25 protein-coding genes and 1 riboswitch are annotated in these 23645 nt (G+C 40.4%); of the genes, 15 read left to right on the top strand and 10 right to left on the bottom strand.

All coding sequences use genetic code 11. The annotated features are described in order from the left end of the window. Positions 1–56: 56 nt before the first annotated feature. Positions 57–566 carry a GNAT family N-acetyltransferase gene (locus tag OQ267_RS18030; protein WP_265837316.1) on the bottom strand — a complete coding sequence of 170 codons (510 nt, stop codon included), beginning with the start codon at positions 564–566 and terminating at the stop codon, positions 57–59. 168 nt (positions 567–734) lie between these two features. Here OQ267_RS18030 and OQ267_RS18025 point away from each other — a divergent pair, with 168 nt between their 5' ends. Next, positions 735–920, top strand: a complete 186-nt coding sequence (locus tag OQ267_RS18025; RefSeq protein ID WP_265837315.1) for a hypothetical protein — start codon at positions 735–737, stop codon at positions 918–920. Positions 921–995: 75 nt separating this feature from the next. On the opposite strand, the gene OQ267_RS18020 is transcribed toward OQ267_RS18025, so the two are convergent. Both OQ267_RS18020 and OQ267_RS18015 read right to left on the bottom strand, forming a co-directional pair. Further along, entirely contained in the window at positions 996–1712 is a 717-nt protein-coding gene (locus OQ267_RS18020) for a DUF3891 family protein (protein WP_265837314.1), read from the bottom strand. A gap of 9 nt (positions 1713–1721) precedes the next feature. Beyond that, on the bottom strand, positions 1722–3257 hold the full coding sequence (locus OQ267_RS18015; protein ID WP_265837313.1) for a DEAD/DEAH box helicase: 1536 nt from the start codon (positions 3255–3257) through the stop codon (positions 1722–1724). A 164-nt stretch (positions 3258–3421) separates the two neighbouring features. Between OQ267_RS18015 and OQ267_RS18010 the strand changes: the two genes are divergently transcribed. The 3 genes from OQ267_RS18010 (at position 3422) to OQ267_RS18000 (ending at position 5189) form a co-directional block, all read left to right on the top strand. Then, complete coding sequence (locus OQ267_RS18010; protein WP_265837312.1) at positions 3422–3766, top strand: hypothetical protein; 345 nt, start codon at positions 3422–3424, stop codon at positions 3764–3766. A gap of 136 nt (positions 3767–3902) precedes the next feature. Then, complete coding sequence (locus OQ267_RS18005) at positions 3903–4322, top strand: DUF1810 domain-containing protein (protein WP_265837311.1); 420 nt, start codon at positions 3903–3905, stop codon at positions 4320–4322. Between the two features lie 258 nt (positions 4323–4580). Next, the gene (locus tag OQ267_RS18000) at positions 4581–5189 is read left to right on the top strand and encodes a Crp/Fnr family transcriptional regulator (protein ID WP_265837310.1); all 609 of its coding nucleotides are present in this window, start codon (positions 4581–4583) and stop codon (positions 5187–5189) included. 120 nt (positions 5190–5309) lie between these two features. Here the strand turns inward: OQ267_RS18000 and OQ267_RS17995 are convergent, their stop codons facing one another. From OQ267_RS17995 to OQ267_RS17980, 4 genes are read right to left on the bottom strand one after another with little or no spacing between them, the layout of a single operon-like run. Continuing rightward, positions 5310–6323, bottom strand: a complete 1014-nt coding sequence (locus OQ267_RS17995; protein ID WP_265837309.1) for a hypothetical protein — start codon at positions 6321–6323, stop codon at positions 5310–5312. Continuing rightward, positions 6323–8137, bottom strand: coding sequence for a GMC family oxidoreductase (locus OQ267_RS17990; RefSeq protein WP_265837308.1), 1815 nt, complete (start codon positions 8135–8137; stop codon positions 6323–6325). Before OQ267_RS17990 ends, OQ267_RS17995 begins: the two co-directional genes overlap by 1 nt. A 31-nt stretch (positions 8138–8168) precedes the next feature. Then, a complete protein-coding gene (locus OQ267_RS17985) occupies positions 8169–8642 on the bottom strand; it encodes a hypothetical protein (RefSeq protein ID WP_088301797.1) in 474 nt (157 codons plus the stop codon). A gap of 19 nt (positions 8643–8661) precedes the next feature. Further along, complete coding sequence (locus tag OQ267_RS17980; protein ID WP_265837307.1) at positions 8662–10020, bottom strand: hypothetical protein; 1359 nt, start codon at positions 10018–10020, stop codon at positions 8662–8664. A 224-nt stretch (positions 10021–10244) separates the two neighbouring features. Between OQ267_RS17980 and OQ267_RS17975 the strand changes: the two genes are divergently transcribed. Continuing rightward, positions 10245–10724, top strand: a complete 480-nt coding sequence (locus tag OQ267_RS17975; RefSeq protein WP_265837306.1) for a DUF1203 domain-containing protein — start codon at positions 10245–10247, stop codon at positions 10722–10724. Between the two features lie 88 nt (positions 10725–10812). Here OQ267_RS17975 and OQ267_RS17970 read toward each other — a convergent pair whose 3' ends face one another. Further along, positions 10813–11379, bottom strand: a complete 567-nt coding sequence (locus OQ267_RS17970; protein ID WP_265837305.1) for a sugar O-acetyltransferase — start codon at positions 11377–11379, stop codon at positions 10813–10815. A gap of 247 nt (positions 11380–11626) precedes the next feature. Continuing rightward, a riboswitch (TPP riboswitch) is annotated at positions 11627–11719 on the top strand. On the opposite strand from OQ267_RS17970, the gene thiS reads away from it, so the two are divergent. The 10 genes from thiS to OQ267_RS17920 all read left to right on the top strand — a co-directional run bounded on the left by thiS (position 11679) and on the right by OQ267_RS17920 (position 21811). Continuing rightward, positions 11679–11993, top strand: a complete 315-nt coding sequence (thiS, locus tag OQ267_RS17965; RefSeq protein WP_265817910.1) for a sulfur carrier protein ThiS — start codon at positions 11679–11681, stop codon at positions 11991–11993. Its footprint overlaps the riboswitch before it by 41 nt. A gap of 16 nt (positions 11994–12009) precedes the next feature. Next, complete coding sequence (gene thiC, locus OQ267_RS17960) at positions 12010–13893, top strand: phosphomethylpyrimidine synthase ThiC (protein ID WP_265837304.1); 1884 nt, start codon at positions 12010–12012, stop codon at positions 13891–13893. Continuing rightward, positions 13893–14492, top strand: a complete 600-nt coding sequence (locus OQ267_RS17955) for a thiamine phosphate synthase (RefSeq protein ID WP_265837303.1) — start codon at positions 13893–13895, stop codon at positions 14490–14492. Before thiC ends, OQ267_RS17955 begins: the two co-directional genes overlap by 1 nt. 6 nt (positions 14493–14498) lie before the next feature. Beyond that, complete coding sequence (locus OQ267_RS17950; protein ID WP_088301801.1) at positions 14499–15143, top strand: thiamine phosphate synthase; 645 nt, start codon at positions 14499–14501, stop codon at positions 15141–15143. Between the two features lie 10 nt (positions 15144–15153). Continuing rightward, positions 15154–15921 carry a thiazole synthase gene (locus tag OQ267_RS17945; protein WP_265837302.1) on the top strand — a complete coding sequence of 256 codons (768 nt, stop codon included), beginning with the start codon at positions 15154–15156 and terminating at the stop codon, positions 15919–15921. After that, a complete protein-coding gene (gene thiH, locus OQ267_RS17940; RefSeq protein WP_265837300.1) occupies positions 15914–17026 on the top strand; it encodes a 2-iminoacetate synthase ThiH in 1113 nt (370 codons plus the stop codon). The genes OQ267_RS17945 and thiH overlap by 8 nt, the downstream gene beginning before the upstream one ends. Positions 17027–17035: 9 nt before the next feature. Further along, positions 17036–18100, top strand: coding sequence for a HesA/MoeB/ThiF family protein (gene moeB, locus OQ267_RS17935; protein WP_265837298.1), 1065 nt, complete (start codon positions 17036–17038; stop codon positions 18098–18100). Continuing rightward, positions 18084–18920 carry a bifunctional hydroxymethylpyrimidine kinase/phosphomethylpyrimidine kinase gene (thiD, locus tag OQ267_RS17930; protein ID WP_265837296.1) on the top strand — a complete coding sequence of 279 codons (837 nt, stop codon included), beginning with the start codon at positions 18084–18086 and terminating at the stop codon, positions 18918–18920. The genes moeB and thiD overlap by 17 nt, the downstream gene beginning before the upstream one ends. A gap of 181 nt (positions 18921–19101) precedes the next feature. Then, complete coding sequence (locus OQ267_RS17925) at positions 19102–21261, top strand: FUSC family protein (protein ID WP_265837295.1); 2160 nt, start codon at positions 19102–19104, stop codon at positions 21259–21261. Positions 21262–21400: 139 nt separating this feature from the next. Continuing rightward, positions 21401–21811 (top strand): organic hydroperoxide resistance protein, encoded by a 411-nt coding sequence (locus OQ267_RS17920; protein WP_029285029.1) that lies wholly within the window; start codon positions 21401–21403, stop codon positions 21809–21811. A 14-nt stretch (positions 21812–21825) separates the two neighbouring features. On the opposite strand, the gene OQ267_RS17915 is transcribed toward OQ267_RS17920, so the two are convergent. Beyond that, the gene (locus tag OQ267_RS17915) at positions 21826–22065 is read right to left on the bottom strand and encodes a hypothetical protein (protein WP_265837582.1); all 240 of its coding nucleotides are present in this window, start codon (positions 22063–22065) and stop codon (positions 21826–21828) included. A gap of 113 nt (positions 22066–22178) precedes the next feature. Continuing rightward, complete coding sequence (gene mgtE, locus OQ267_RS17910; RefSeq protein ID WP_088301807.1) at positions 22179–23528, bottom strand: magnesium transporter; 1350 nt, start codon at positions 23526–23528, stop codon at positions 22179–22181. Between the last annotated feature and the right edge of the window lie 117 nt (positions 23529–23645).

Here is a 23645-nt window from a genome sequence, read left to right as displayed (position 1 = left end):
TTGACTGATGATCAATAACAAATGTTTTCAGATGGCAATTTAAGGAAACATTTCAGCTATACAGTTGATTTAAAATTAAAATAAAGCCACTTCTTCCAGCTTTTCCAGGTATTGTGATTTGCCATATGTTCAGGTAATTTTAAACTCCATACCGGATAGGGTTTTCCTGCGCCATCAACCGGAAACTTTTCATGAATTTCAAAACCTAAGCTTAAATAGAACATAACAGCCCGTTTATTCTGAGCATTAACATCCACCATCCAGGCCTGCCAGTGCTGAATGGCAAAATGCATCAATTTTTTTCCTATTCCCTGCCCGAAAACATCAGGATGGACAAACAACAATTGAACTTTACGATCAGCCAATGCAATAAAGCCCTGCATCTGGTTGGCATTTTCCACACAAAAAACTTCCATACCCCATAAACTATTTGATATTAGCAGCCGGTAATCCTCAATATCGGTTTCCGTTATAAAATCATGACTTGCCCTTACAGAATTTTCCCAAAGTTTTAGCACTTCAGCATGTTCCGAAGTTTTAACCACACGGATCTCATTTCCAATCATCTCATTTATGCTTGCATATTGAATTAAAATAATTTATACAGCGTTTAGCTCTAATCATTAGATTTTTTATTTTGTATACCGAACAAAGACGTAGCCCTGATGTTTAAATAATGAACAAAAATATGATGTATTATACTTAATAATGAGTAATAATCAATTTTAATAACGATGAACAGACTAGAAATATATGCCAGCAGTGAGGAAATTAATGATTTAATTACCCTCTTGGGGAATGATTCAAAATTTGAAAATATAAGAAAGCAAATTATTGATGGCAGAGATCAAAGCAATCACCGCCAGGATGATGAAATATCTGCTGAAGGGGATCATGAATATATCGAACGATCAGAATAACCAGCTATTTTCAGATTCAGTCAAGAACCTTTAAAGCTGATTGACTATTTATTATAACTGTCCGAAACCAATATGTTATTTTGCTTTTGAGAGCATCAGGTTTCTGGTATCTACTTTTGCAGTTTTTAATGCCTTACGGAAAGCTTCATCATTCCTGAACTTCAGTTCAGCGATATTTCTGATTTCATAATTAATCTGGAACTGATCCACATCGAAAGGCCAGGGTTCTACTATGAGTGCTTCTTTTAGCTGATAGAAAGTATACACTGTGCCATCCGGACCATTACTAATTTCAATTTTCCGATTTTCAGGTGGAATTTGCGCCTGGCAAATTAATAGAGAGAAGGCATCGCAAAACTCCAGCAACTCATATGCCTGGTTTATTTCAGCCTTTGTCGTTCCAGCTTCTTTAATCCATTTCGCTTCATTTTTCTTCAGCTCGCTCAAAAAATCTTTGGCATGAACATCATGACCATGGGTAAAGGCTATATGACGGGAAATCAGTAAGGCGATAAACCTGCTTTTGGTGAGTGACATATCTATCAATCTCGCTGAAGCTTCCTCATCAAAGCTGGCCATTTTAAAATTAATGGGTGCCCCATTTGCATCAATAAGCGGGTTTTGCTCAAATTCATTAAACACATCATCATGTTCTGTAGTCGCAATCAACGTATCTACCCACCGCGCAGGCTGATTGGCGAGTTTCCACCTGGCACAAATCTGTCCGGCAAGAAGGCCGTGGGCCCGTTGGGTAATTACCTGCCAGCCTTTACTATCATAGCAAACAATCATCTGAAAAACTTAAACTGCAGTTCGCAACAACTGACGTTTGCCCATCAGTTTCGACACCATTTTATTTAACCGGCTACGGTAATCCTCGCCCAGCCATTTCATATAATCTTTGGTTACTTTTCCTAAACACTTGCCATATTGTTTTACCCTGAAATCTATTTCCTTATCCAGCTCACTGCATAACAGATGTGCTTCCGCTATCGTATTACTATTATCTACACACATCAGGGCATGCTGACGAATAGAATCGCGGATCACAATTTTTGCTTTCTGGTCTGATTCCATTGCCGTTTGATAGGCGGCCAATACATCAAAGGCTACCTCTAGCGAATTGGGAAATTTAGCACGCAGATCAGGCGAAATCTGATGAATGACGCTGGCTGATTTATGCAGGCTTTCATGGTAAATATCCGGATTTTCAAACACATGCTTCCAGTCTATCGGTGCATTCCATTCCCCGAAACGTTCGTTATTGTTACCCAGGTCGATAATGTTAAATGTTTTTTTGCCATTCAGCCTTCTGGCACCCCTGCCAATCATCTGGTGATAAAGTGTAATGGAGGTAGTAGCCCTGTACAAAATCACAGATTGAATACTTGGCTCGTCAAAACCAGTAGTCAAAATGGAAACTGAAGTTAAAATGGCACTTTTTGTTTTCTTATACCACTTTAATATTTCTACACGCTCTGCAGGAGAAGTTTTATTATCCAGGTGCCGGATAGGATAACCAGCTTTGGTAAAGGTTTCCAACACCCTTTTAGAAGTGAATATCCCATTATTAAAAATCAATGTTTTTTTCTTTAAGGAATGAGATTCATAGGCATGGAGCAACAGATCAAGCATCACCTGTGAACCGTAAAGTTCATCAGAAGTGCTCACCGTAAAATCACCTGAAATACCGGTTCGGAGTGTATTCAATTCTACATCGTATCCATAAATTTTAGGTTTGGCCAGAAAACCCTGATCAATCAGTGATGAAATGGGCTCCCCTATTATTAATTCATTATAAAACTTATTCATTGGCAGGTCAGCGTTTGCAGAAAAAGGTGTTGCCGTTACCCCGATAACAGCAGCATTTTCAAACCTGCCCAGCAGTTTATGAAAGGAATTATGATGTGCTTCATCTACAATGACCAATCCTACGTCGCCCGTATTGATTAATCCATCATCTATCCGGTGTTTTAACGTTTCAACCATCGCTACATAACATTCGAATGTATCTTTTCTCGATATCTTTTTTACACTGCTGTTTACCACCTTATTCATCACACCGCTGGCTTTTAAAGCAGCAGTAGTTTGCCGGCAAAGTTCAGTTCTATGGGTCAGTACAATAACTTTCTTGCCATAGTTCTGGATAAAGCGTTTCGCAATTTCTGAGAAAATAACTGTTTTTCCACCACCGGTTGAAAGCTGATACAATAACCGCGCTTTGCTGTTATTAGTTTCACTGAGTTTACTGAAAAGATGATCAATATCTTGTTGCTGATAATAATAAAGCTTCCTTTTAGTTACCGGGAGCATGGTGGTATTTTCGGTCAGATTCATACCATGATAACCTTGTACACATTAATAAAGTTTAAAAAATAAATGCATCAGAAAAGAATTGCTTTCATCAGTAAAATGAAATACTTGAACGTCCTTTACCATCATATTTTTAAAACTAAGTATGCTGTTTTATGTTAATCCTTTTAAATTAAGAAATACGAATCATGACAGAAGATAAAAGACAACAGGCCATCAAATTATTAAAGCAAGGGTTAGAAACGGTAGAAGAACGTGAGTATACCGAAATCGCCGAGATACCCATGACCGATGAAAATACATTCGAAATAAAATATAGTTTTGTACATGATGGCATTGAAGGTATTTGTACGATTGTTGGCCAGAGCCAGACTGTTGAATCCAATACGGGAGAAGAAGAATTGAAGATCACTTTACTTAGCCAGTTTGATGAGGATTCTCTTCACTATAACTCTATGACTGCTAAGGAACAGGTAGATAATGATTTAGTTAATGTGGAAGAATATCTTCACAGGAACATCAATGAAGGATAATTTTAAAAATCCGGATTGCTAAGATTTAAATAGAATGGGCGATGAATTGCCCATTTTTTTTTGCTTTATAAATCAGTAATTATGTTTAATTGTTTCTGAAAACCAATAGCAGCTAGGGAAGGTTACTATATTTGATATGGAAGAAGCTCACTTAGACCGATTTCTCGAAGCCCAGAAAAGCAACTATGCCCTGGCACTAAATGAAATTTCAAACGGAAGAAAAACCACACATTGGATGTGGTATATCTTTCCTCAGCTTTCAGGTTTAGGGAGAAGCGAGATGGCTCGGTATTACGGTATAAAAGATATAAAGGAAGCTGAAGCCTATTTGAAACATCCCATTTTAGGTCAGCGTTTAATAGAAATTTCTAAAGTCCTTTTAAAACACACCAATAAGAGTGCCTACGCCATCCTGGGTTCACCTGATGACTTGAAATTGCAATCATCAATGACTTTATTTTCAAGAATTGAAGAAGCACATCCGGTTTTTATAGAAATATTACAGTATTTTTATCGGAATCACCCTGATTTGGTTACCATTAAATTATTGAAATAAATGAGAAAGCCATTTAAAAAATGAAACAGAGAATTAGTTTTCATCTTTTATAACTTATGATCAGTTATTAGCGATCCTAACAGATCTGAAAAAATGTGATAAAATGGTAATTGTATAAAATAAATAAGTCATTACACTGTATTGTTTTTAATTCTGCTGCGTAATATTACCTTTGCCTTCAGCCAGAAAGTTGGTGCTAAAAATATCAGGCATTAAAACGGCATCATTTCTGCAATAGTCAATGTTGTAACGTCATATATGAACGCAAATCCTGTAGAAGAAGTAGAACAACTTATCAAATATTTAGAGCAACATGGTAAGGTGCCCAAAAGCATGGCCGCTCAGATAACTTCAGGAACGAAGATAATGGCTTTTAAGAAACGAAAGCATTTAATTAGTCCGCTGGATTTGTACCCGAATATGTATTACATCTTATCCGGAGCTGTACGTGGTTTTGCCCGTGACAATGGTAAAGATGTGACCATGTGGATTGTAACAGAAGGTCAGATTGTTGGCCTTACCCATTTCCCAAAACAGATCATCAATAACAAGTCACAGTTTGTAGAGACCCTGGAAGATTGTAAAGTCATCGTCATTACGAATGCGCTGGTTAGAACCTTGCTATCTGAATTTCCGGAAATGACTACCATTTGCAGAAAATTATTATGGTTACACTACCATGAAGCCGAGGAAAGAAATTATTTAATCCGGCTGAACAGTGCCATTAAGCGGCTAAATCGCATGATTGATACCTGTCCGGATTTATACTACAGAATTCCTTCCAAGTATTTGGCTTCTTATCTAGGAATGCGAATTGAAACGCTAAGCCGCTTACGAAGTCAGATGTTGCATAGTCATACCACTTAACACACAAAAATGAGTAAACGGCAATTATTTATTATACAAATCTAATCTTAACTGTATACAATAACAAACAGATTAATCAGAACAGAAGCCCTGATTAATCAATAATAAGTTTTATTTTAATTAATGTGAAAGCAACGGTGCGCTGAAAGATAACTTACCCAATTTGTCGGTCATCATTTCTGTAAACCAGATATTACCTGCTGCATCAGTTCTGATTCGATGCATCATCGTCATTTTACCTGGAATTTTAAAGGTATTAAAAGAAATCCCGGAGAGATCCGCATCAGGTAATGTCCTGATGGATTTATCAAAACGAATCAGGTAATCGTTTCCGGCTGGAAAAGGATTGTTCAGATCAACATAAACCTGCACCCATAGATTTCCCTCCAGATCAAAAGTTAATGAAGCAAGAATATCGTTCTTTTGTAATACCGGAACAGGATATTCTATAATGTTTCCATCCATATCAATTTTTCCTATTTTTTGTCCTGCTTCTTCTGTAAACCACATGTAAGGTGCTAAAGGATCAGGAATAATGGCTATTGGCCTGCTGTTTGAAGTTGGAATTTTAAATTCACGAAAAAGTCCGGCGGCGGATATATTTAAGATACTATTCCCAAATAATTCTGTTCCCCATATTCCTCCATCAGGTCCGGCAGATAGGAAAATTGGCAATGCAGCAAGTGTATCCAATTGAAAATGGGTAACCTGTTTGTTAACATCGATCTTACCAATCGTACTGGTCCGTTTGCCTGTAAACCAAATGGTAGATCCATCGGCATCAAGCCCAATACCGTGGGGAGCGGTATTAATGGGTGTTGCGCCTGAAGCATGCAACTTAACATCTACTTCTTGAACGATTTGACCATTTTCATCCAATTGCACCACAAAGCCAATAAATTCAAGCGAAACCCATAACTTTCCTTTTTTATCAATGAGCAGACCATGCGGTCCGCTCCCTTCCGGCATCATATAATACTGAAGCAGCTCACCCTGATGATTAAACTTGGCTATCCGGTGCATGTTTTGTCCACTCACAAAAATAAATTCTTCACTAATCACCAATTCATGTGTAGACCCCATCATTCCACCAGGCCAGTTTAAGCTATACTCAACAATAGACAAGTTATCCATTAAGCTAAACTTTTAAGTAAAGCATCTGCAGATTTAAAAGCCAGCGCCATCATGGTTAAAGTTGGATTCGCTGTGGCCGTTGTTGGAAAAGAACCACAGCCTACTAAATAAAGGTTATCATGATCCCAACATTTCAGGTCAGCGTCAGTAACGGAAGTTGCCGGATCGTTCCCCATGCGATGTGTACCCATGACGTGTCCGGCACCTTCTGAATAGTAATTTTCACCATCATACTGAAAAAATCCCCCCGTCCCTAAAGGCGTAGAATTGTCTTCAGTAGCGTCAAGAGCCTCGAAAATAATACCAGTTGCCTCTGCCGCAGCTTTGAAACCTGCACGGGTATATTCATCCAGGTTATAGTGTATCTCCGGACGTGGCAATCCTAAATTATCTGAACAGGTTGGAGAAGGAATGATATAATTTTCTTCAGAAGGCATCTGCTCCACCAAAAAACCAAGTCTAAACTGTTTGGTAAAATCAGTAATGATCTGTTGCCGCAGCGCAGTTCCCATCAGTCCCATCTTACCTACATAATTCTGTACCTGTGTATATGGCGCCCCGGTTGGCCAGTTCCAGCCTTCATTCCCGATCTCAATCCGGTAGGCCGCCCGCTCAGAACGAAATGAACCATCACGTGTAGTTTCAATACCTGAGGTAGACAATGGTCCTCTAAAAGGATAAACAGGCTTTGGCATACTGCCCCAGCTTAGTTTTACCGGATGATCCATTAAATTTTTACCCACCTGACCACTAGAATTAGCGATACCTGTACTAATTTGTTTGTTAGACATGAGCAATAACTTTGCAGCCTCAATGGCATGCGCTGCAATCACATATTTTGTTCCGGTTACGGTACCTTTTCCGGTTGCCGGACCTGTTCGGGTTTCATATTGAATATAATCAATGCCGGTAACTTCCTTAGTAGTGGCATCAATCTGAATATTGCTGGCTACGGTTTGATACATAATATCCACATTGCCTGTTTCCAACGCTTTACTCAAAGTGATTGTTGCATCGTATTTGGCTTGTATCGGGCATATTGGCGTACAATTGGTATTGCCCTGGCAAAGACGGCGACCATTGTTATAGATGGTGCCATCCTTCATGATATTGGATTCGCCATTTCTACCCGCTGGTGTACCCGTAACGGTTAATGCATTTCCATCTATAACTACATCTTTTAATTCTGTTGTCAGTATCTGATCAAGAACAGATGGTGGGATTCGTTTCATGGGATACACATAATCTTCACTAAAAGTTATGCCATGTACCGTCTGCTCCTCCACATCTGCCGAAACACCAATTTCCAATTCTGCCTGGTCATAATAATCCGAAAGATCGTCATAGGTAATGGGCCAGTCTACCCCTACTCCATATTCAGTATACATTTTAAAATCGTTGGGTACCAGGCGCAGGCAGGTACCCAGCCAATGCCAGGAAGTTCCGCCAGCCAAACGCTCATAGGTACTTCCAAAAGGCATTGGACCTTTCTGAATAAAATACCCATCCGTATCTATTGATTCTGTTACATGAGTACAATCTACAGATGGTGCTGGCGGATGAGTAATTTGTTTGATATCTAGTACGGATGGCCTCGGTGAGTTATAATTTTGTACATAGGGTGCTTCGGGTGTTTTAGCCATGGCCAGGAAAAAGGTTTCCATAAAATCTTCCCGGTTATTGCTCTGCAAAGGTATTCCTCCTTCCAGGATCAGTACTTTTTTTCCGGCTTCGCCCAATCGGTATGCCATGGCACTTCCTGCCCAGCCACCGCCTACAATGATGACATCATATTGTTTAGCTGTATTGCTCATTTCAAATTTCGTTTAAAGTAAATAGATGGATTTATTGAATTGGAGGATGGAGTGGCGGAATTACGGGTGGCGTATTCCAATAGCCAAAAACACCCTCACTGTAACCCATTGGATGTGCGCCCATGGTGTCCCATACTAAACTATTCTGATAGGCCTGTGCAGAAACAACGAAATCCTTATTTGGTGAAGTTCCGGGTGGAACAGTTAAATCATACCATATCCCCAAAAACCACATGTAAATGATGTTTTTGGCAACAGGTGCAAGTTCTGTATTTCCCATGATCTGCTCTTTTACCTGCATTTCATAAGTAGGTTGCGGCATAGCTGAAATCGTATTCCAGGTATCGGTAAGCAACTGTAAAGTAGCTACGGGCACCAATCCGGGGGTGTATAAAGTTGCAAGGTATTCAGCAGCCTGATGTTGTGTATCTAATTTTGGCAATATGGCTTCTTGTCCATAGCCTGTCAGCACCTGAGAAAGTGCCGCAAATTGTTCTAAATTCATGAGCGTTATAATTTGAGCGTTATTTCTTTTTGTTTCCGGCAGCCTGTTTATAGGCGGAGGCCGTTCTGAGCAGATAAGTAAAATCTGATGTACGGCCAGACCACGAAGTAGCGCCGTTATGGCAACCGATACAACTTGAAGTTACACCCGGAACATATGATATTTTCCCTTCTCTTACTACGCCCTGAATATAAGATTCAAGTGTTGAATTGGCCATATATACCGGAAAAGGATCTCCTGTAGCAGATTGCTTGGCATGAACAGGCCATTGGGTACCCACCAGCTCATAATACTGCCAAACGGTTTTCGGATTAACAGCAATGAGTTTTTTGTGAAAAGCATCGTTTAATGCCTGAGTACCTTCGAATATGGGCGTTAATCGTACAATCTGGCTTGGGGTTTGCCCCGGGATACTTGGATTCCAGGGATGTGCTGGCGCATTGTTCATATTGTTATTGCCTGCTGCTGCATTGTAGAAGTTATAATGTACATCTTTCACTGCATTAAAAGTTGGTGCATTATCTACCTGCTCAAAGGTAGACCAAATCCATTGTGGGTTATTCTGGCTTTTGGTACCAATGTGAAGTCCGACCAACCCGACCAATGCTGTATAAGTGGTATCCTTTACACCTTGTTTTGGAATCGCATTAACATGGATAGTAGCCCTTGTTTTATGGAAACGGGTGGTATCATCTCCTTTACCCATAATTTTCCATGAGGCTTTAACCATAATCGCACCATGTGCTTTCTTTTCATTATTACCGGATGGAAAGGCAATGGTATCAGTAAACTTTTGCTGTCCCTGATAGTTGTACAACACGTTATTATCGATGTAATCAAACATCTTCTCATTCATCACGATTTCAAAACGGGTATATTGTCCGTTCTGATCGATCAGCGGACCGGTTAAGAAGGGCTGAGTGACATCTGTAAGCAATACCGTTGGTGTTTTGCCCACTTGTACCAGTACTTTGTTTTTCTGCTGCAAGGTAGCATTCCAAGGTGCGGGCTTGCTGCCATCGGGAAGAAAAACCTCTGCATTTTCTTTCCAGGTTTCCCACACCGTGGCATTGTCTCCATTTGCCCCAATTATTTCAGTGCTATCCGGCGACCAGTTCAGTGCGATAAATGATTCCCAGGAGAAAAGGTCAAAATCTGCTCTGATCTGAGTTTGCAGAACCGTGTCTGTTGGTGCGATCGTGACATCATAAGGCAAATTAGGACTTAATGTTGTTTGACCGGAATCAGTTACTGAAGTGTTCGTACTGTCTTTACCGGAGAAGGAAGGCCGACCTTTGCAGCCCCATGAACCTATACTGATATAGGTCAATCCAATCCCTACTGCAAGCAGCAGAGAAAGTAATCTTACTTTTTTCATGTTTTGAGAGTGTTAATTGAAGGTGAATTTACAGAAATTAAATTATTATTTACAAATAATAGTGAAGTTTTTTGAGTTGATCAGATCAGGAAAATCAATATTAAAATTGGACCAAATACGCCTAAAATTAATGGAAATGATAAAGGTATGATTTTAATAAGTCAGCAAGTTTCGGATTGTTTGGCTACTCAAAACTTGATTTATTTGCATTTAAAATGATAAATATGATGAAATTTAAAATTGTTCCCCTCTCTGTGGCCTATGCAAATAAAATTAAACAAACCTTAAATGATAATTTTGGTCACGAAGTGATTGAGCAGCTCGCTACTGGTTTCGGGCCTTGCCGCGTTTCCTTAAAACCTTTCGCTGTTGACACAGATATCCGGTTATTATTTACCCATAGCCCATTTACCATTGATAATGTGTTTAATCAACCCGGACCTATATTTATACACAAAACAAATGTTGAGTCCTATGATAATATTCATCAATTTCCACCAGAAATTAAGGCCGATAAAGAAAATTTTCCATTATCGTTAATTGGCTATTCAAAAGATCAACAAATGATTTTTACAAAATTAGTGGATGATGCAGATGTTGATCATTTAATTGGTGAAATCTTCGATCAACATCTGGAAATCGACTACCTACATGCGAGAAATGCAGCCGCATGTTGTTACATCTGCAAAATTGAACGTGTTTAAATTCAATTCGAATATCATGATAATCAGACGCTACTCAGTAATGATATTGAATGAATGGAAACTAAATTCATCCTCATTAACCGCTCACCTAATGATCAAAACTCAACTCCTTCACCACTTTGCAAGGTGAACCAACTGCCAAAGAATTTGGTGGGATACTCTTAGTTACCACACTTCCTGCGCCAATGGAACAACCATCACCAATGGTTACACCAGGAAGCAATATGCAATCTCCTCCTATCCAAACATCATTGCCTATGGTAACCGGTTTTGCAAAACCAATGTGTTGATTTCGGTCTGCCGGATTAATGGGATGGCTTGCCGTATAAATCTGAACATTTGGGGCAATGAAAACATTATTCCCGATGGTTACAGGGCAACAGTCCAATAGCACAAAATTGAAATTGATGAACACATTGCTCCCAATTTTGGTATGGCATCCGTAATCAATTCTGACTGCTTTTTCAATATGAACGTTATCTCCAACCTGTGCAAATATTTTTCGCTGCAGGTTTTCTTTCGTTTTGGTATCTCTCGGACTGGTATTGTTAAATAAATCTACAAGCTCCCTTACCTGATATCTGATTTCAACCAATTCAGGATCATTGATGTTGTAATGCTCACCTGCAAGCATCTTTTCTCTTTCAGATTTCATATGTATTTTTCTTTAAAGGCCGAGATTCTTTCACAATATCATCACCGCAAGCTACGATATTAATAAAAATTTCTTAAAAATCAATACCCTATACAAATACTTTTATTGGTCTGAAAAGTTACACCCAGGAAGGTGAAAGAGCTATTTTAAGTACGAATACCAATGTAGTTTAGGGTTAATTTAAATGGCCTGTTTATTTTTCTTTAGGGAATAATTTGGCTATTCTAGAAACTTTTCTATAAGTTTACCGCAACTTTAGGGGTGTCCTTTGCGGACTGAGATAATACCCTTTGAACCTGATGCAGTTAGTACTGCCGAAGGGAAAAGTGATGACAACTCATGCATATGATGTTGTTTTTTCTTTCCTCCATACGGGGCCATTCCTAAAAGTTGATTTTTTTAGATATAGAATGGAAATCACCGTAAATCAACAACATTATCAGGTTGCCGAAGCTTGCAGCATGCAGGATTTAATAACCATAGTCTTAAATAAACCGGCTACTGGCATTGCTGTGGCGGTGAATCAGACCATTATTCCTAAAACCAACTGGGAAAACCATCTTCTCTGTCCCGGCGATCATGTCATCATTATCAAAGCTACACCAGGTGGCTAAACATAAACCTCAAAAAATGAAACACGAAAAAATTCCAAAAGATCAGGTTTTAACAACCACACCCTTTGCAGCCTCAAAAAAAGTTTTTGTACAGGGCGAATTGCACGATATCCAGGTGGCGATGAGGGAAATCACTTTAAGCGATACCAAACTGCATGGCCGTTTCGGAGAAACTGAGCCCAATGCACCGGTAACCATTTACGATACCAGTGGCCCTTATACTGATGTAAATGCAACCATTGATGTAAAAAAAGGTTTGCCAAGATTACGTGAGAAGTGGATCACCAACCGTGGAGATGTAGCACAATTGGATCATATCTCTTCTCAGTACGGACAACAAAGGCTAAATGACCAAAGCCTTGATCACCTCAGGTTTAACCATACTTCCAAACCTTTCCGGGCAAAGGCAGGCCGGAATGTTACGCAAATGCATTATGCCAAACAGGGAATCATTACGCCTGAAATGGAGTATATTGCCATTCGTGAAAATCAGCGGATTGATCTTTTAAAAGAACAACTTAAGGCGCAGCATGATGTGATGAATCATCAGCATCAGGGACATAGTTTTGGTGCCAATACACCAAAAGGTTTAATTACACCAGAATTTGTACGGCAGGAAGTGGCTGCCGGACGGGCAGTAATTCCAAGTAACATCAATCACCCGGAAATAGAACCCATGATTATCGGCAGGAATTTCCTGGTGAAGATTAACGCCAATATTGGTAATTCAGCGGTGACCTCCAGCATTGAAGAAGAAGTAGAAAAAGCAGTTTGGGCCTGCAGATGGGGTGCAGATACCATTATGGATCTTTCTACCGGAAAAAATATCCACGAAACCCGCGAATGGATTATCCGCAACTCCCCTGTTCCGATCGGAACTGTACCGATCTATCAGGCCCTTGAAAAAGTGAACGGGAAGGCAGAAGACTTAACCTGGGAATTGTTCAAAGATACCTTGATTGAACAGGCCGAACAAGGTGTGGATTACTTTACCATACATGCCGGTGTTTTATTACGTTACGTACCCCTAACCGCCAAAAGAATTACAGGTATCGTATCTCGTGGTGGATCCATCATGGCAAAATGGTGCCTGGCGCATCATAAGGAAAATTTCTTGTATACCCATTTCGAAGAGATTTGTGAAATCATGAAAGCCTATGATGTTTCGTTTTCTTTAGGCGATGGTTTACGGCCGGGCTGTATTGCCGATGCAAATGATGCGGCACAATTCGGCGAATTGGAAACCTTAGGTGAACTGACTAAAATTGCCTGGAAGCATGATGTGCAAACCATTATCGAAGGTCCTGGACACGTACCCATGCACCTGATTAAAGAGAACATGGAAAAACAACTTCAGCATTGTGCTGAAGCACCATTTTATACATTGGGTCCCTTAACCACAGATATTGCACCTGGCTATGACCACATTACTTCTGCCATTGGTGCTGCCATGATTGGTTGGTTCGGTACGGCCATGTTATGTTATGTAACGCCAAAAGAACACCTCGGTTTACCGAATAAAAAAGATGTGAAAGATGGGGTAATTACTTATAAAATTGCAGCCCATGCCGCTGATTTGGCCAAAGGTCATCCTGGTGCCCAATACCGGGATAATGCACTGAGCAAAGCCCGTTTTGAATTCAGATGGGAAGACCAGTTCAACCTGTCGCTCGATCCGGATACGGCGAAAGAATTTCATGATGAAACCCTGCCGGCTGATGGCGCTAAGATAGCACACTTCTGCTCCATGTGCGGACCTAATTTCTGTTCGATGAAAATCACCCAGGATGTTAGGGAATATGCCAAGGAAAATGGCATGGAAGAAGCAGATGCTTTAACCAAAGGCATGGCCGAAAAATCAAAAGAATTTACACAAAAAGGCAGTGAAATTTACTTGTAATGGATTTGATGGTGATCTCTGCCCCTGATGTTATCGCTAATGAAGCCGTGACCATTAACCAGCTTTTTAAAGCTGGATTAACCCGTTTTCATTTGAGAAAGCCGAAGTGGAATATCAGCCAATGCATCCAACTACTTCAAGACATTGATCAGGAATACCATCCTAATATCGCTATTCATCAACACCATATGCTTAGAGATCATTTCAATATCAAACGTTTTCATTATCCCGAAAAGCTTCGGGCCTGTGCAGCTGCTGAGAATTGGAATGATCTACAGCAAAATGATCATATCAGAAGTACATCAGTGCATCAACTTGCTGAAATACCTTTAATGAAAACATTTGAATATGTCTTTTTCAGTCCGGTTTTTAATAGTCTTTCTAAGCCAGGTTATCAGGGTCAGCTGCAAGATGATTTTATGTTAGCCAAAGCTAACATTCCGCCTAAAGTGATTGCACTTGGCGGAATAAACGAAAGCAACCTGACCACAATAAGAAAAATGAATTTTGACGGTGCCGCCGCACTTGGAGCCATTTGGAATAAGCCAGAAAAGGCAGTCATGAATTTTAAAAAATTAAATAAAATCTTAAATAATTAAACAGAAATGATTGACCGATTGCACTACATTTCACAGCAGCCTGAAAAAGGCACACACCTTACGGCAATAAGAACCGCACTTGAAGCGGGTATAAAGTGGGTTCAATTAAGGGTAAAGAACCAACCGAAGGCAGAGATCTTACCTTATGCTTTAGATGCTGTTGCGTTATGCGATGATTATGGTGCTAAACTGATTGTAAACGATCATCCTGAAATTGCCCTAGAGTCAGGTGCATACGGTTTGCACCTGGGTTTAGAGGATATGCCGATAAGGACAGCCAGAAAAATAGTGGGTGAAAACATGATCATCGGCGGTACCGCAAACACTTTTGAACACGTTATCCAGCGTGTTGCTGAACAGGCAGATTATATTGGTCTGGGGCCTTTCCGTTTCACGGCAACCAAACAAAAACTTAGTCCGATATTGGGTTTGGAAGGTTATACCGAAATCATTAAACAGATCAAACACGCCAACATTCAAATACCGGTTATTGCCATTGGTGGTATTCAATTGGATGATATCAATGCCATTATTCAAACAGGCCTGTATGGTGTAGCCGTTTCAGGAGCCATTACCCATGCCATTGATCCTGCAACTATGGTGCTGGAAATGTATGCACAAATCAACAATGCATTTTTAAAAGAAGCTTAATGATAAAACAATGCTAAAAATTGCAGATAAAACCTTCAGTTCACGATTGTTTACCGGCACCGGAAAATTCAGTTCTGCTGCATTAATGGAAGAAGCCTTACTCGCATCTGGCTCAGAACTGGTTACCGTAGCCCTCAAACGGGTGGATGTCAGAAACAACGAAAATGACGATTTATTAATTCGTTTAAAGTATCCCCATATCAATTTATTGCCCAATACTTCTGGTGTCCGAAATGCTAAAGAAGCTGTTTTTGCCGCTCAACTGGCACGTGAAGCACTGGAAACCAACTGGATCAAACTGGAAATTCATCCCGATCCTAAATACCTGATGCCCGACCCTATTGAGACCTTAAAAGCAACTGAAGAGCTGGCTAAGTTAGGATTTATCGTGTTGCCCTATATTCATGCCGACCCGGTTTTGTGTAAGCGCCTTGAGGATGCCGGTACTGCTGCAGTAATGCCGCTGGGATCGCCCATAGGAAGTAACAAAGGTTTAAAAACCATCGACTTTTTAGAAATTATCATCAGCCAAAGCAATGTCCCGGTGATTGTTGATGCCGGCATTGGTTCACCATCTGACGCTGCCCGGGCAATGGAAATCGGCGCCGATGCAGTATTGGTTAATACAGCCATTGCCGTCTCTGCTAACCCTACATCAATGGCTGCCGCATTTAAAATGGCTGTAGCGGCCGGACGTATGGCTTTCGAAGCCAAATTAGCCTTACCTGTTTCACATGCTGTCGCCAGCAGTCCCCTAACCGCTTTTTTAGATGAATAGTTTTACTGATCTTTTCAATACGTATAATTGGAATGAAACCAAAGCCAGTATTTATGCCAAAACTCCGGCCGATGTAGAACAAGCTTTATCCTCGTCCAAAAGAACGCTGGAAGATTTTAAAGCATTGGTTTCACCCGCTGCTGCACCATACCTGGAGCAAATGGCACAGATAAGTCAGCAATTAACCCAGAAACGTTTTGGTAAAGTATTGCAAATGTATGTGCCGCTATATTTATCGAATGAATGCAACAATATCTGTACGTATTGTGGTTTCAGTTATGACAATAAGGTTAAACGTAAAACACTTTCCATGATGGAAGTGATGCAGGAGGTGGCAGCCATTAAAGAAATGGGTTATGAACATGTGCTGCTGGTTACCGGTGAAGATAACGTGAATGTTCATGTAGATTATTTTAAAAAAGTACTGCAACTCATTCGCCCGCATTTTGCGCACATTTCTATGGAAATACAACCCATGGATGAGGAAGACTATGCGCAACTTATCCCCTTTGGTTTAAATACGATTTTGGTTTACCAGGAAACCTATCACCAGGAAGATTATAAAAAGCACCATCCTAAAGGGAAAAAATCAAATTTTAAATACCGAGTGGAAACACCAGACCGCCTGGGTAAAGCAAACATTCATAAAATGGGACTTGGTGTATTGATCGGTCTTGAAGATTGGCGTACAGATTGCTTTTTTACAGCACTCCACCTCAACTATCTCGAAAAAAAATACTGGCAAAGTAAGTACAGCCTTTCTTTTCCAAGACTCCGCCCTTACAGCGGCGGACTGGAGCCTAAGGTAGAAATGAACGACCGGGAACTGGTACAACTGATCTGTGCTTACCGTTTGTTTAATGAAGAAGTAGAACTGTCTATCTCTACCCGTGAATCGCCAGCGTTCAGGAACAACATTATTAAACTTGGCATTACGTCCATCAGTGCCGGCTCAAAAACCAATCCTGGCGGCTATACCGTTGCACCAGAATCACTCGAGCAGTTTGAAATCAGTGATGAACGAAGTCCAGCCGAAATTTCCCGCCTCATTACTGCACAAGGGTACGAAGCCGTATGGAAAGATTGGGATAATTGCTTAGCTTAATTAACAAATATGCTTACGAAAGAGGAACTGAAACAATATCAGCGGCAGGTGATTTTACCTGAATTAGGTATGGATGGACAGGAAAAATTAAAGGCTGCGCAAGTATTGATGATTGGTGCGGGTGGTTTGGGATGCCCGGTTTTACAATATCTGGTAGCTGCCGGCGTGGGCAATATTGGCATTGTAGACCATGATGTGGTTGAATTAACCAATTTGCACCGTCAAATTTTATATGCTGCTGCAGATGTAGGTAAACCCAAAGCACTAACCGCCAGGGAAAAATTAACGCAGCTTAATCCCTTGGTAAAAATTACTGCCTACCAGGAAAGGTTAACAGCGGCTAATGCACAAAAGCTAATCAGTTCCCATGATCTGATTATTGATGGTTCAGATAATTTCCCTACACGATACCTGGTGAACGATACCTGCGTATCTGCAAATAAACCCCTGGTTTTTGGTTCTATTTATAAGTTTGAAGGACAGGTCTCTGTATTCAATCATCAGCAGGGACCAAATTACCGGGATATTTTTGAAGAGCCTGCAGCTGAAGGGGAAGTACCAAACTGTAATGAAGTGGGCGTAATCGGTATGCTGCCCGGTATCGTCGGTACCCTAATGGCCAATGAGGCAATTAAGGTGATTTGCGGCTTTGGTGAAACATTGTCTGGCAGGTTGCTCACCATGAACGCACTCGATTGCAGCGTGAATATCTTTAACATTGCTACGCAAAAGCAAAACAGCTCCATGCCGCTAGCGGCTGAAAATAATCCGGATGATGGAGAGAAACATGAAATTTCGATAAACCGCCTTAAAAACTGGCAAGCTGCAACACCAGCAGAAGTTTTTTTGGTTGATGTGCGTGAAGATTACGAATTCGAAGAATTTAACATTGGGGGCATAAATATTTCCTTATACCATCTTCACGAACATCTTTCAACATTTCCGGCTGATCAGAAACTGGTATTCATCTGCCAGACAGGGCAGCGGAGCAAGATGGCGGTAAACATGGTTAAGCCATTCTTTAAAGGAGAAATTTTTACTGTAAAAAATGGGATTGATGGATATGCGCTATAAGTATGTTTCTATACTTACCATTGCCGGATCAGATAGTGGTGGCGGTGCTGGAATACAGGCAGATATCAAAACAGTCAGTGCGCTTGGGTGCTATGGTACTTCTGCGATTACCACGGTTACCGTTCAGAATACTGTAGGTGTCTCGGCAGTCCATTCCATTCCGGCAGAAATTGTTCAGGGACAAGTCATCGCTGTATTGGAAGATATTCAGCCTTCAGCTATTAAAATCGGGATTATTCCTGATGCAGCTCAAGTATATGCCATTTCAGAAATTTTAAGCATTTATCCAAAAATTCCGGTCATCCTGGATCCGGTCATAGTATCTACCAGTGGATTTCAGCTGATCGAAAATGACGCCATTAAAGTCCTTCAAAGGGAATTATTTCCTTTAAGTCATTTGGTTACACCAAATATCGATGAAGCTGAAATCTTAGCCGCCATAAAAATCCACACCATTGATGATATGATACAGGCTGCCAGACGTATCCTTCAAACGGGATGTAAAGCCGTGTTAATTAAAGGAGGCCATATGAAAGGACCAGACCTTTATGATGTTTATCTTGATCAGAATGGTACAGAAAAAACCTTCCGCTCAATGGCAATCCAAACACCAAATACCCATGGAACAGGCTGCACGCTCTCTGCCGCCATTGCTGCTTTTATTGCGCTAGGCCATGATCTGCCCGAATCTATTCAAAGGGCGAAAAGTTTTGTGCAGGAAGCCATCAGCGCAGGTGCTGATGTTAAAACGGGAAATGGTAAGGGGCCTTTAAATCATTTTCATAAGGCGCAGGATCTGATTAAGAAAGCGCTGGAATAAATGCGATTGACATAAATATGTCATCATGACCGTTCACTTCATAAATCATATTCTGACCATTTTTACATTATAGATATGGAAAATGTTGTCGGTTCTGAAAGTGCCTGAATGCAGTATCGAAAACCTCAAAAAACTTCATTTTCCGCCAACAAAAAGCTGTTGATAATGTTATTTTTGTAACATGCAGATCAGGCAACCCATCCGGAATATTCAGGATTTTTTATTGAGTACATATTTTGCCGATGGTTTGCGCATTACCATGGGCGTGCTCCTGCCCTCACTTATCCTGGCGCAATTTTCCATGCTGAAATATGGCATGACTTTATCTTTAGGTGCCTTGTGTGTGAGCATTGTGGATAGTCCGGGTCCAATGGTACACCGGCGCAATGCCATGCTGGTTACAACCGTTTTAATTTTTGTGTTTTCTATTTTAACCGGCCTCACCAATAAAAGTGAGTATTTTGTCGCTTTCCTGCTTGCTGTCTCGAGTTTTGTATTTTCAATGTTTTACATTTATGGCATTCGTGCAGCATCTGTGGGTACAGCTGTTCTGTTGATTATTGTCTTAAGTATCGATGATCTTCGCCCCTGGCAGGAAGTGCTCAAATATGCCTTCATGGTGCTGGCGGGAAGCCTTTGGTATACCGGACTAAGCTATTTTTTTTACAGACTTCGCCCTTTCCGCCTGGTGCAGCAATCTTTAAGTGATTCTATTTTTGAGGTGGCCGAATTTTTAAGAGAAAAGGCAAAATTTTATCATCAGCATGCCAATTACGATAAAACCTACGCAGAACTGCTTCAATTGCAGGTTTCTGTTCATGAGAAACAGGATGCCGTTCGTGAATTATTGTTCAGGACGAGGGAAATTGTTCGTGATTCAAGTCCGGAAGGCCGGTTTTTGTTGTTGGTTTTTGTAGATATGGTTGACCTTTTTGAACAGGTCATGTCAACTTATTACAATTACGAACATTTGCATGAACAATTTGATAAAGCCGGGATTTTAAAAGATTATGAGATGGCCATCAAACGGATCTCCTATGCGCTGGATGATATTGCTTTTGCCCTGAAAAGTGGTGGGAAACCAGTGCTTTCTAAAAGGTTGTTAATTGAGATTGAAAGGCTTAAAATTAAGATCAATGAACTGGAAAAGAATAACGTCAACCAGGAATATAATACACTGGGCATCATTGCACTTAAAAATATTGAGGTAAACATCGAAAATATTCTGGCCCGGGTAAAAACGATCTTCAGTTACTTTAAGGTAAGAACGAGTCAGGATATCCGCAAAGCGGAGGTAGATACTGAAAAGTTTATCACCCGGCAGAAATTCGATTTTAAACTTTTTACAGAAAACTTAACTTACAGCTCCTCCACTTTCAGGCATTCGCTGAGGGTTACAGTAGTGATGCTCCTGGGCTTTGTGGTGGCTGAAATCCTGAATTTTTCGCATAGTTACTGGATTCTGTTAACCATTCTGGTGATTTCCAAACCTGGCTTTAGTTTAACAAAAGAGCGCAATTATCAGCGCTTAATTGGCACTACCGTAGGCGCTTTTATAGGGATGGGTGTACTGACTTATATTGATGACCGCCATACCCTGTTTTTTATCCTGCTGATCTGTATGATCGGCAGTTATAGTTTCCAAAGGAAAAACTATGTAGTGAGTGTGTTGTTTATGACGCCCTATATCCTGATCTTATTTGATTTTCTTGGCATGGGTTCTATTGCGCTCGCAAGGGAGCGCATTTACGATACCTTTATTGGTTCGGGCATAGCCCTTTTGGCAAGTTATTCCCTATTCCCTACCTGGGAGCGTGAAAAGTTAAAAGAAGCCATGTTGAATATCATCAAGGCAAACAAGGCTTATTATGAACAGGTGGCTGGCTTGTATTTTGAAAAAAACTACAGCAGAACAGATTATAAATTAGCCAGAAAAGAGGTTTATGTGAGTACAGCAAACCTGGCCTCACTCTTTCAGCGCATGTTTTCTGAACCTAAAAGTAAACAGCTTTTTATTAAAGAGGTGCACCAGTTTACCACGCTGAACCATTTATTGTCTTCCTACGTGGCTACATTATCCTTATACAATAAAGAACATGCCTTTACTTTTGAGAGTTTCGATGCCCTGAAGCCAATGTCAAATAATACGGAATACCTATTTGATATGGCGATTGAAAACCTGGAGCAAAATAAGGGTACCTTAGATAATGTACCACTGATCAGAATGGCAGATACCGGTTTTAAAATTCATCAGGGACAGGACCTGATTCCGGAACAATTTGATCTGATACAGAAAGTGGCCTATGATATTTATAAGCTGACCTTTAAGATTAAAATATAATTTCCTTGCAGCGCACTTCCAGTGGTAAACCTTCTGAAAAAGAAGGTCTTGCATCTTTTCAACGACGTACCCCATTCTGAGCGGCTCAAACAATGGCCGCAATGCTTTGTTAGATTTAAAAACAAAGACATATTTTATCATGGAAAAATTATATACAGCTGAAGTTACAGCTACAGGCGGCAGAGATGGTCACGTTAAATCAAGTGATGGAATTTTAGATTTTGAATTAAGAAAGCCAAAGGAAATGGGTGGCCAGGGTGGTGCTACAAATCCGGAAGAACTATTTGCAGCTGCCTGGGGACCATGTTACCTGGGCGCATTGGGTTCTGTTGCGGAACGTGAGGGCGTAGATGTAAGTGAAGCAAATGTTAAGGTGTTGGTTTCGTTTAATAAGGACGGGAATGCTTTTGCATTATCTGCTGATTTGGATGTTCATATCCCGGGCATTACGCTGGAAGAATCTCAGTCTATTGCAGATAAGGCTCACCGTGCTTGTCCATACTCTAAAGCTGTAAAAGGCAATATTGAGGTAAGGGTAACAGCCGTATAAGCAATTCACTCTTATTATAGTTGATGTGAGTCTCGACAAATCAATACCGATTTGTCGAGACTTTTTGTGGGTAACGCATCACGTGTTTTTAACCCTAAGAGTTCAAACATCGCCATATCATCAATAAAAGCAGGATTAGGTGTAGTTAGCAATTTGTCTCCTGCAAAAATGGAACTGGCACCGGTCATAAAGCAAAATGCTTGTTCTAAAGTGCTCATGTCATTTCTACCAGCAGGTAAATTTTCCCGGTGGATGGTAGCTGCTTCATAAACCAGATCCAGAAATGGCCGGTTATAAATTTCGAGGATTTCTTATTTGCTTCGGTTGTGTCTCGTCGTTTTCATTGGATCAGAGTTTCATTGATCATCTATAATAAAAGTTTACTGGCCAGGCCTAAAATCAGCATGAAGCCAAAAACATCGGTAAAGGTAGTAATGATGATGGAAGATGCAATAGCCGGATCAATTCCCACCCGTTTTAAAATTAACGGAATGCCGGCACCTGTTATACCTGCAATAAGGAGGTTACCCGTCATGGCAAGGAAGATCACTACCCCCAGCATCGGATTGCCATCAAAAAAAACGGCAAATACAAATACAATTAAGCCATTTACGGCACCATTGATTAAACCAACGGTAAACTCTTTTAATACCGTTCTGTACGCTTGTTTATCCGTCAGGTCATAAAGGGAGATACGCCTTACAGTAACGGCAAGTGCCTGTGTGGCAGCGTTTCCACCCATACCGGCAATGATGGTCATATAGGCCGCAAGTGAAGGAATGAGCTGAATGGTCGGGTCAAAATACCGCACAACCGATGAAGCAAGAAATGCTGTCCCCAAATTGATTACCAGCCAGGGCAAGCGCGATTTTACAGCTTCCACCCAATTCCCGCTTAATTCCTCATCTTCTGATACCCCTGAAATCTTTAAGATATCCTCCGTACTTTCTGCCTCCATAACATCGATCACATCATCGAAGGTGATCCTACCGAGTAATTTCTGATGTTCATCAATTACCGGAATACTGGTAAGGTTATATTGAGAAATCAGGTTGGCTACTTCTTCCTGATCAGTATCGGGATGCACATAAACCGCATCTATTTTAACCAGTTCGGTAATTTTAGCATTATGCCTGGCCTTAATAATATCTTTTAAAGAAACAATCCCCCTGAAAATGTCCTCATCATCTACGACATAAATGGTATAAAATTCTTCCATCTCCTCACTCTGGCGGATAATTTCATCGATTGCATCCTTTTTAGTGAGGTTAATGTTTACGCAGATCAGCTCGGTGTTCATTAAACCACCAGCCGTTTTTTCATCGTAAGTTAAGAGGTTTCTGATTTCCGAAGCATGTTCATCCTGCAGATCTTCCAGAATTTCATTTTGCTCGTGATCTTCCAGTTGCGAGATAATGTCTGTGGCATCATCGTAATCCAGTTCTTCGATTACTTCTGTACGCTTATCCGGATGAAGCTGAAAAAGTAAATTCTCAGGGTGAGATTCCTCATCCATTTCTGAGATAATCTCAGATGCAATTTCTGCCGGAAGGAGGTTAATAATATGCTGCTGCTCAGATTGATCTAAACGCTCAAAAAGTATGGCAATTTCAGAGGCATGATAATCATCTAAAACCGCCTTTAAGATTTCATCACCAGCTAAAATTGCATTTTTAACCTTTAGTACGTCGCTTTTATCAATTTCGAATGACTGCATTTATAACCTAACCTAAAACTTTCTAAAGCTACTAATAAAAAGTTTTTAAAACCTATTCTTTGCCCATCATTTCAGAGATCATGCGAATGGTTTTCAACTTTTGATGTCCACTCACAA

Source organism: Pedobacter sp. MR22-3 (genome assembly GCF_026240075.1).
Taxonomy (GTDB): Bacteria; Bacteroidota; Bacteroidia; order Sphingobacteriales; family Sphingobacteriaceae; genus Pedobacter.
This window is presented reverse-complemented; position numbering and strand designations above follow the sequence as displayed.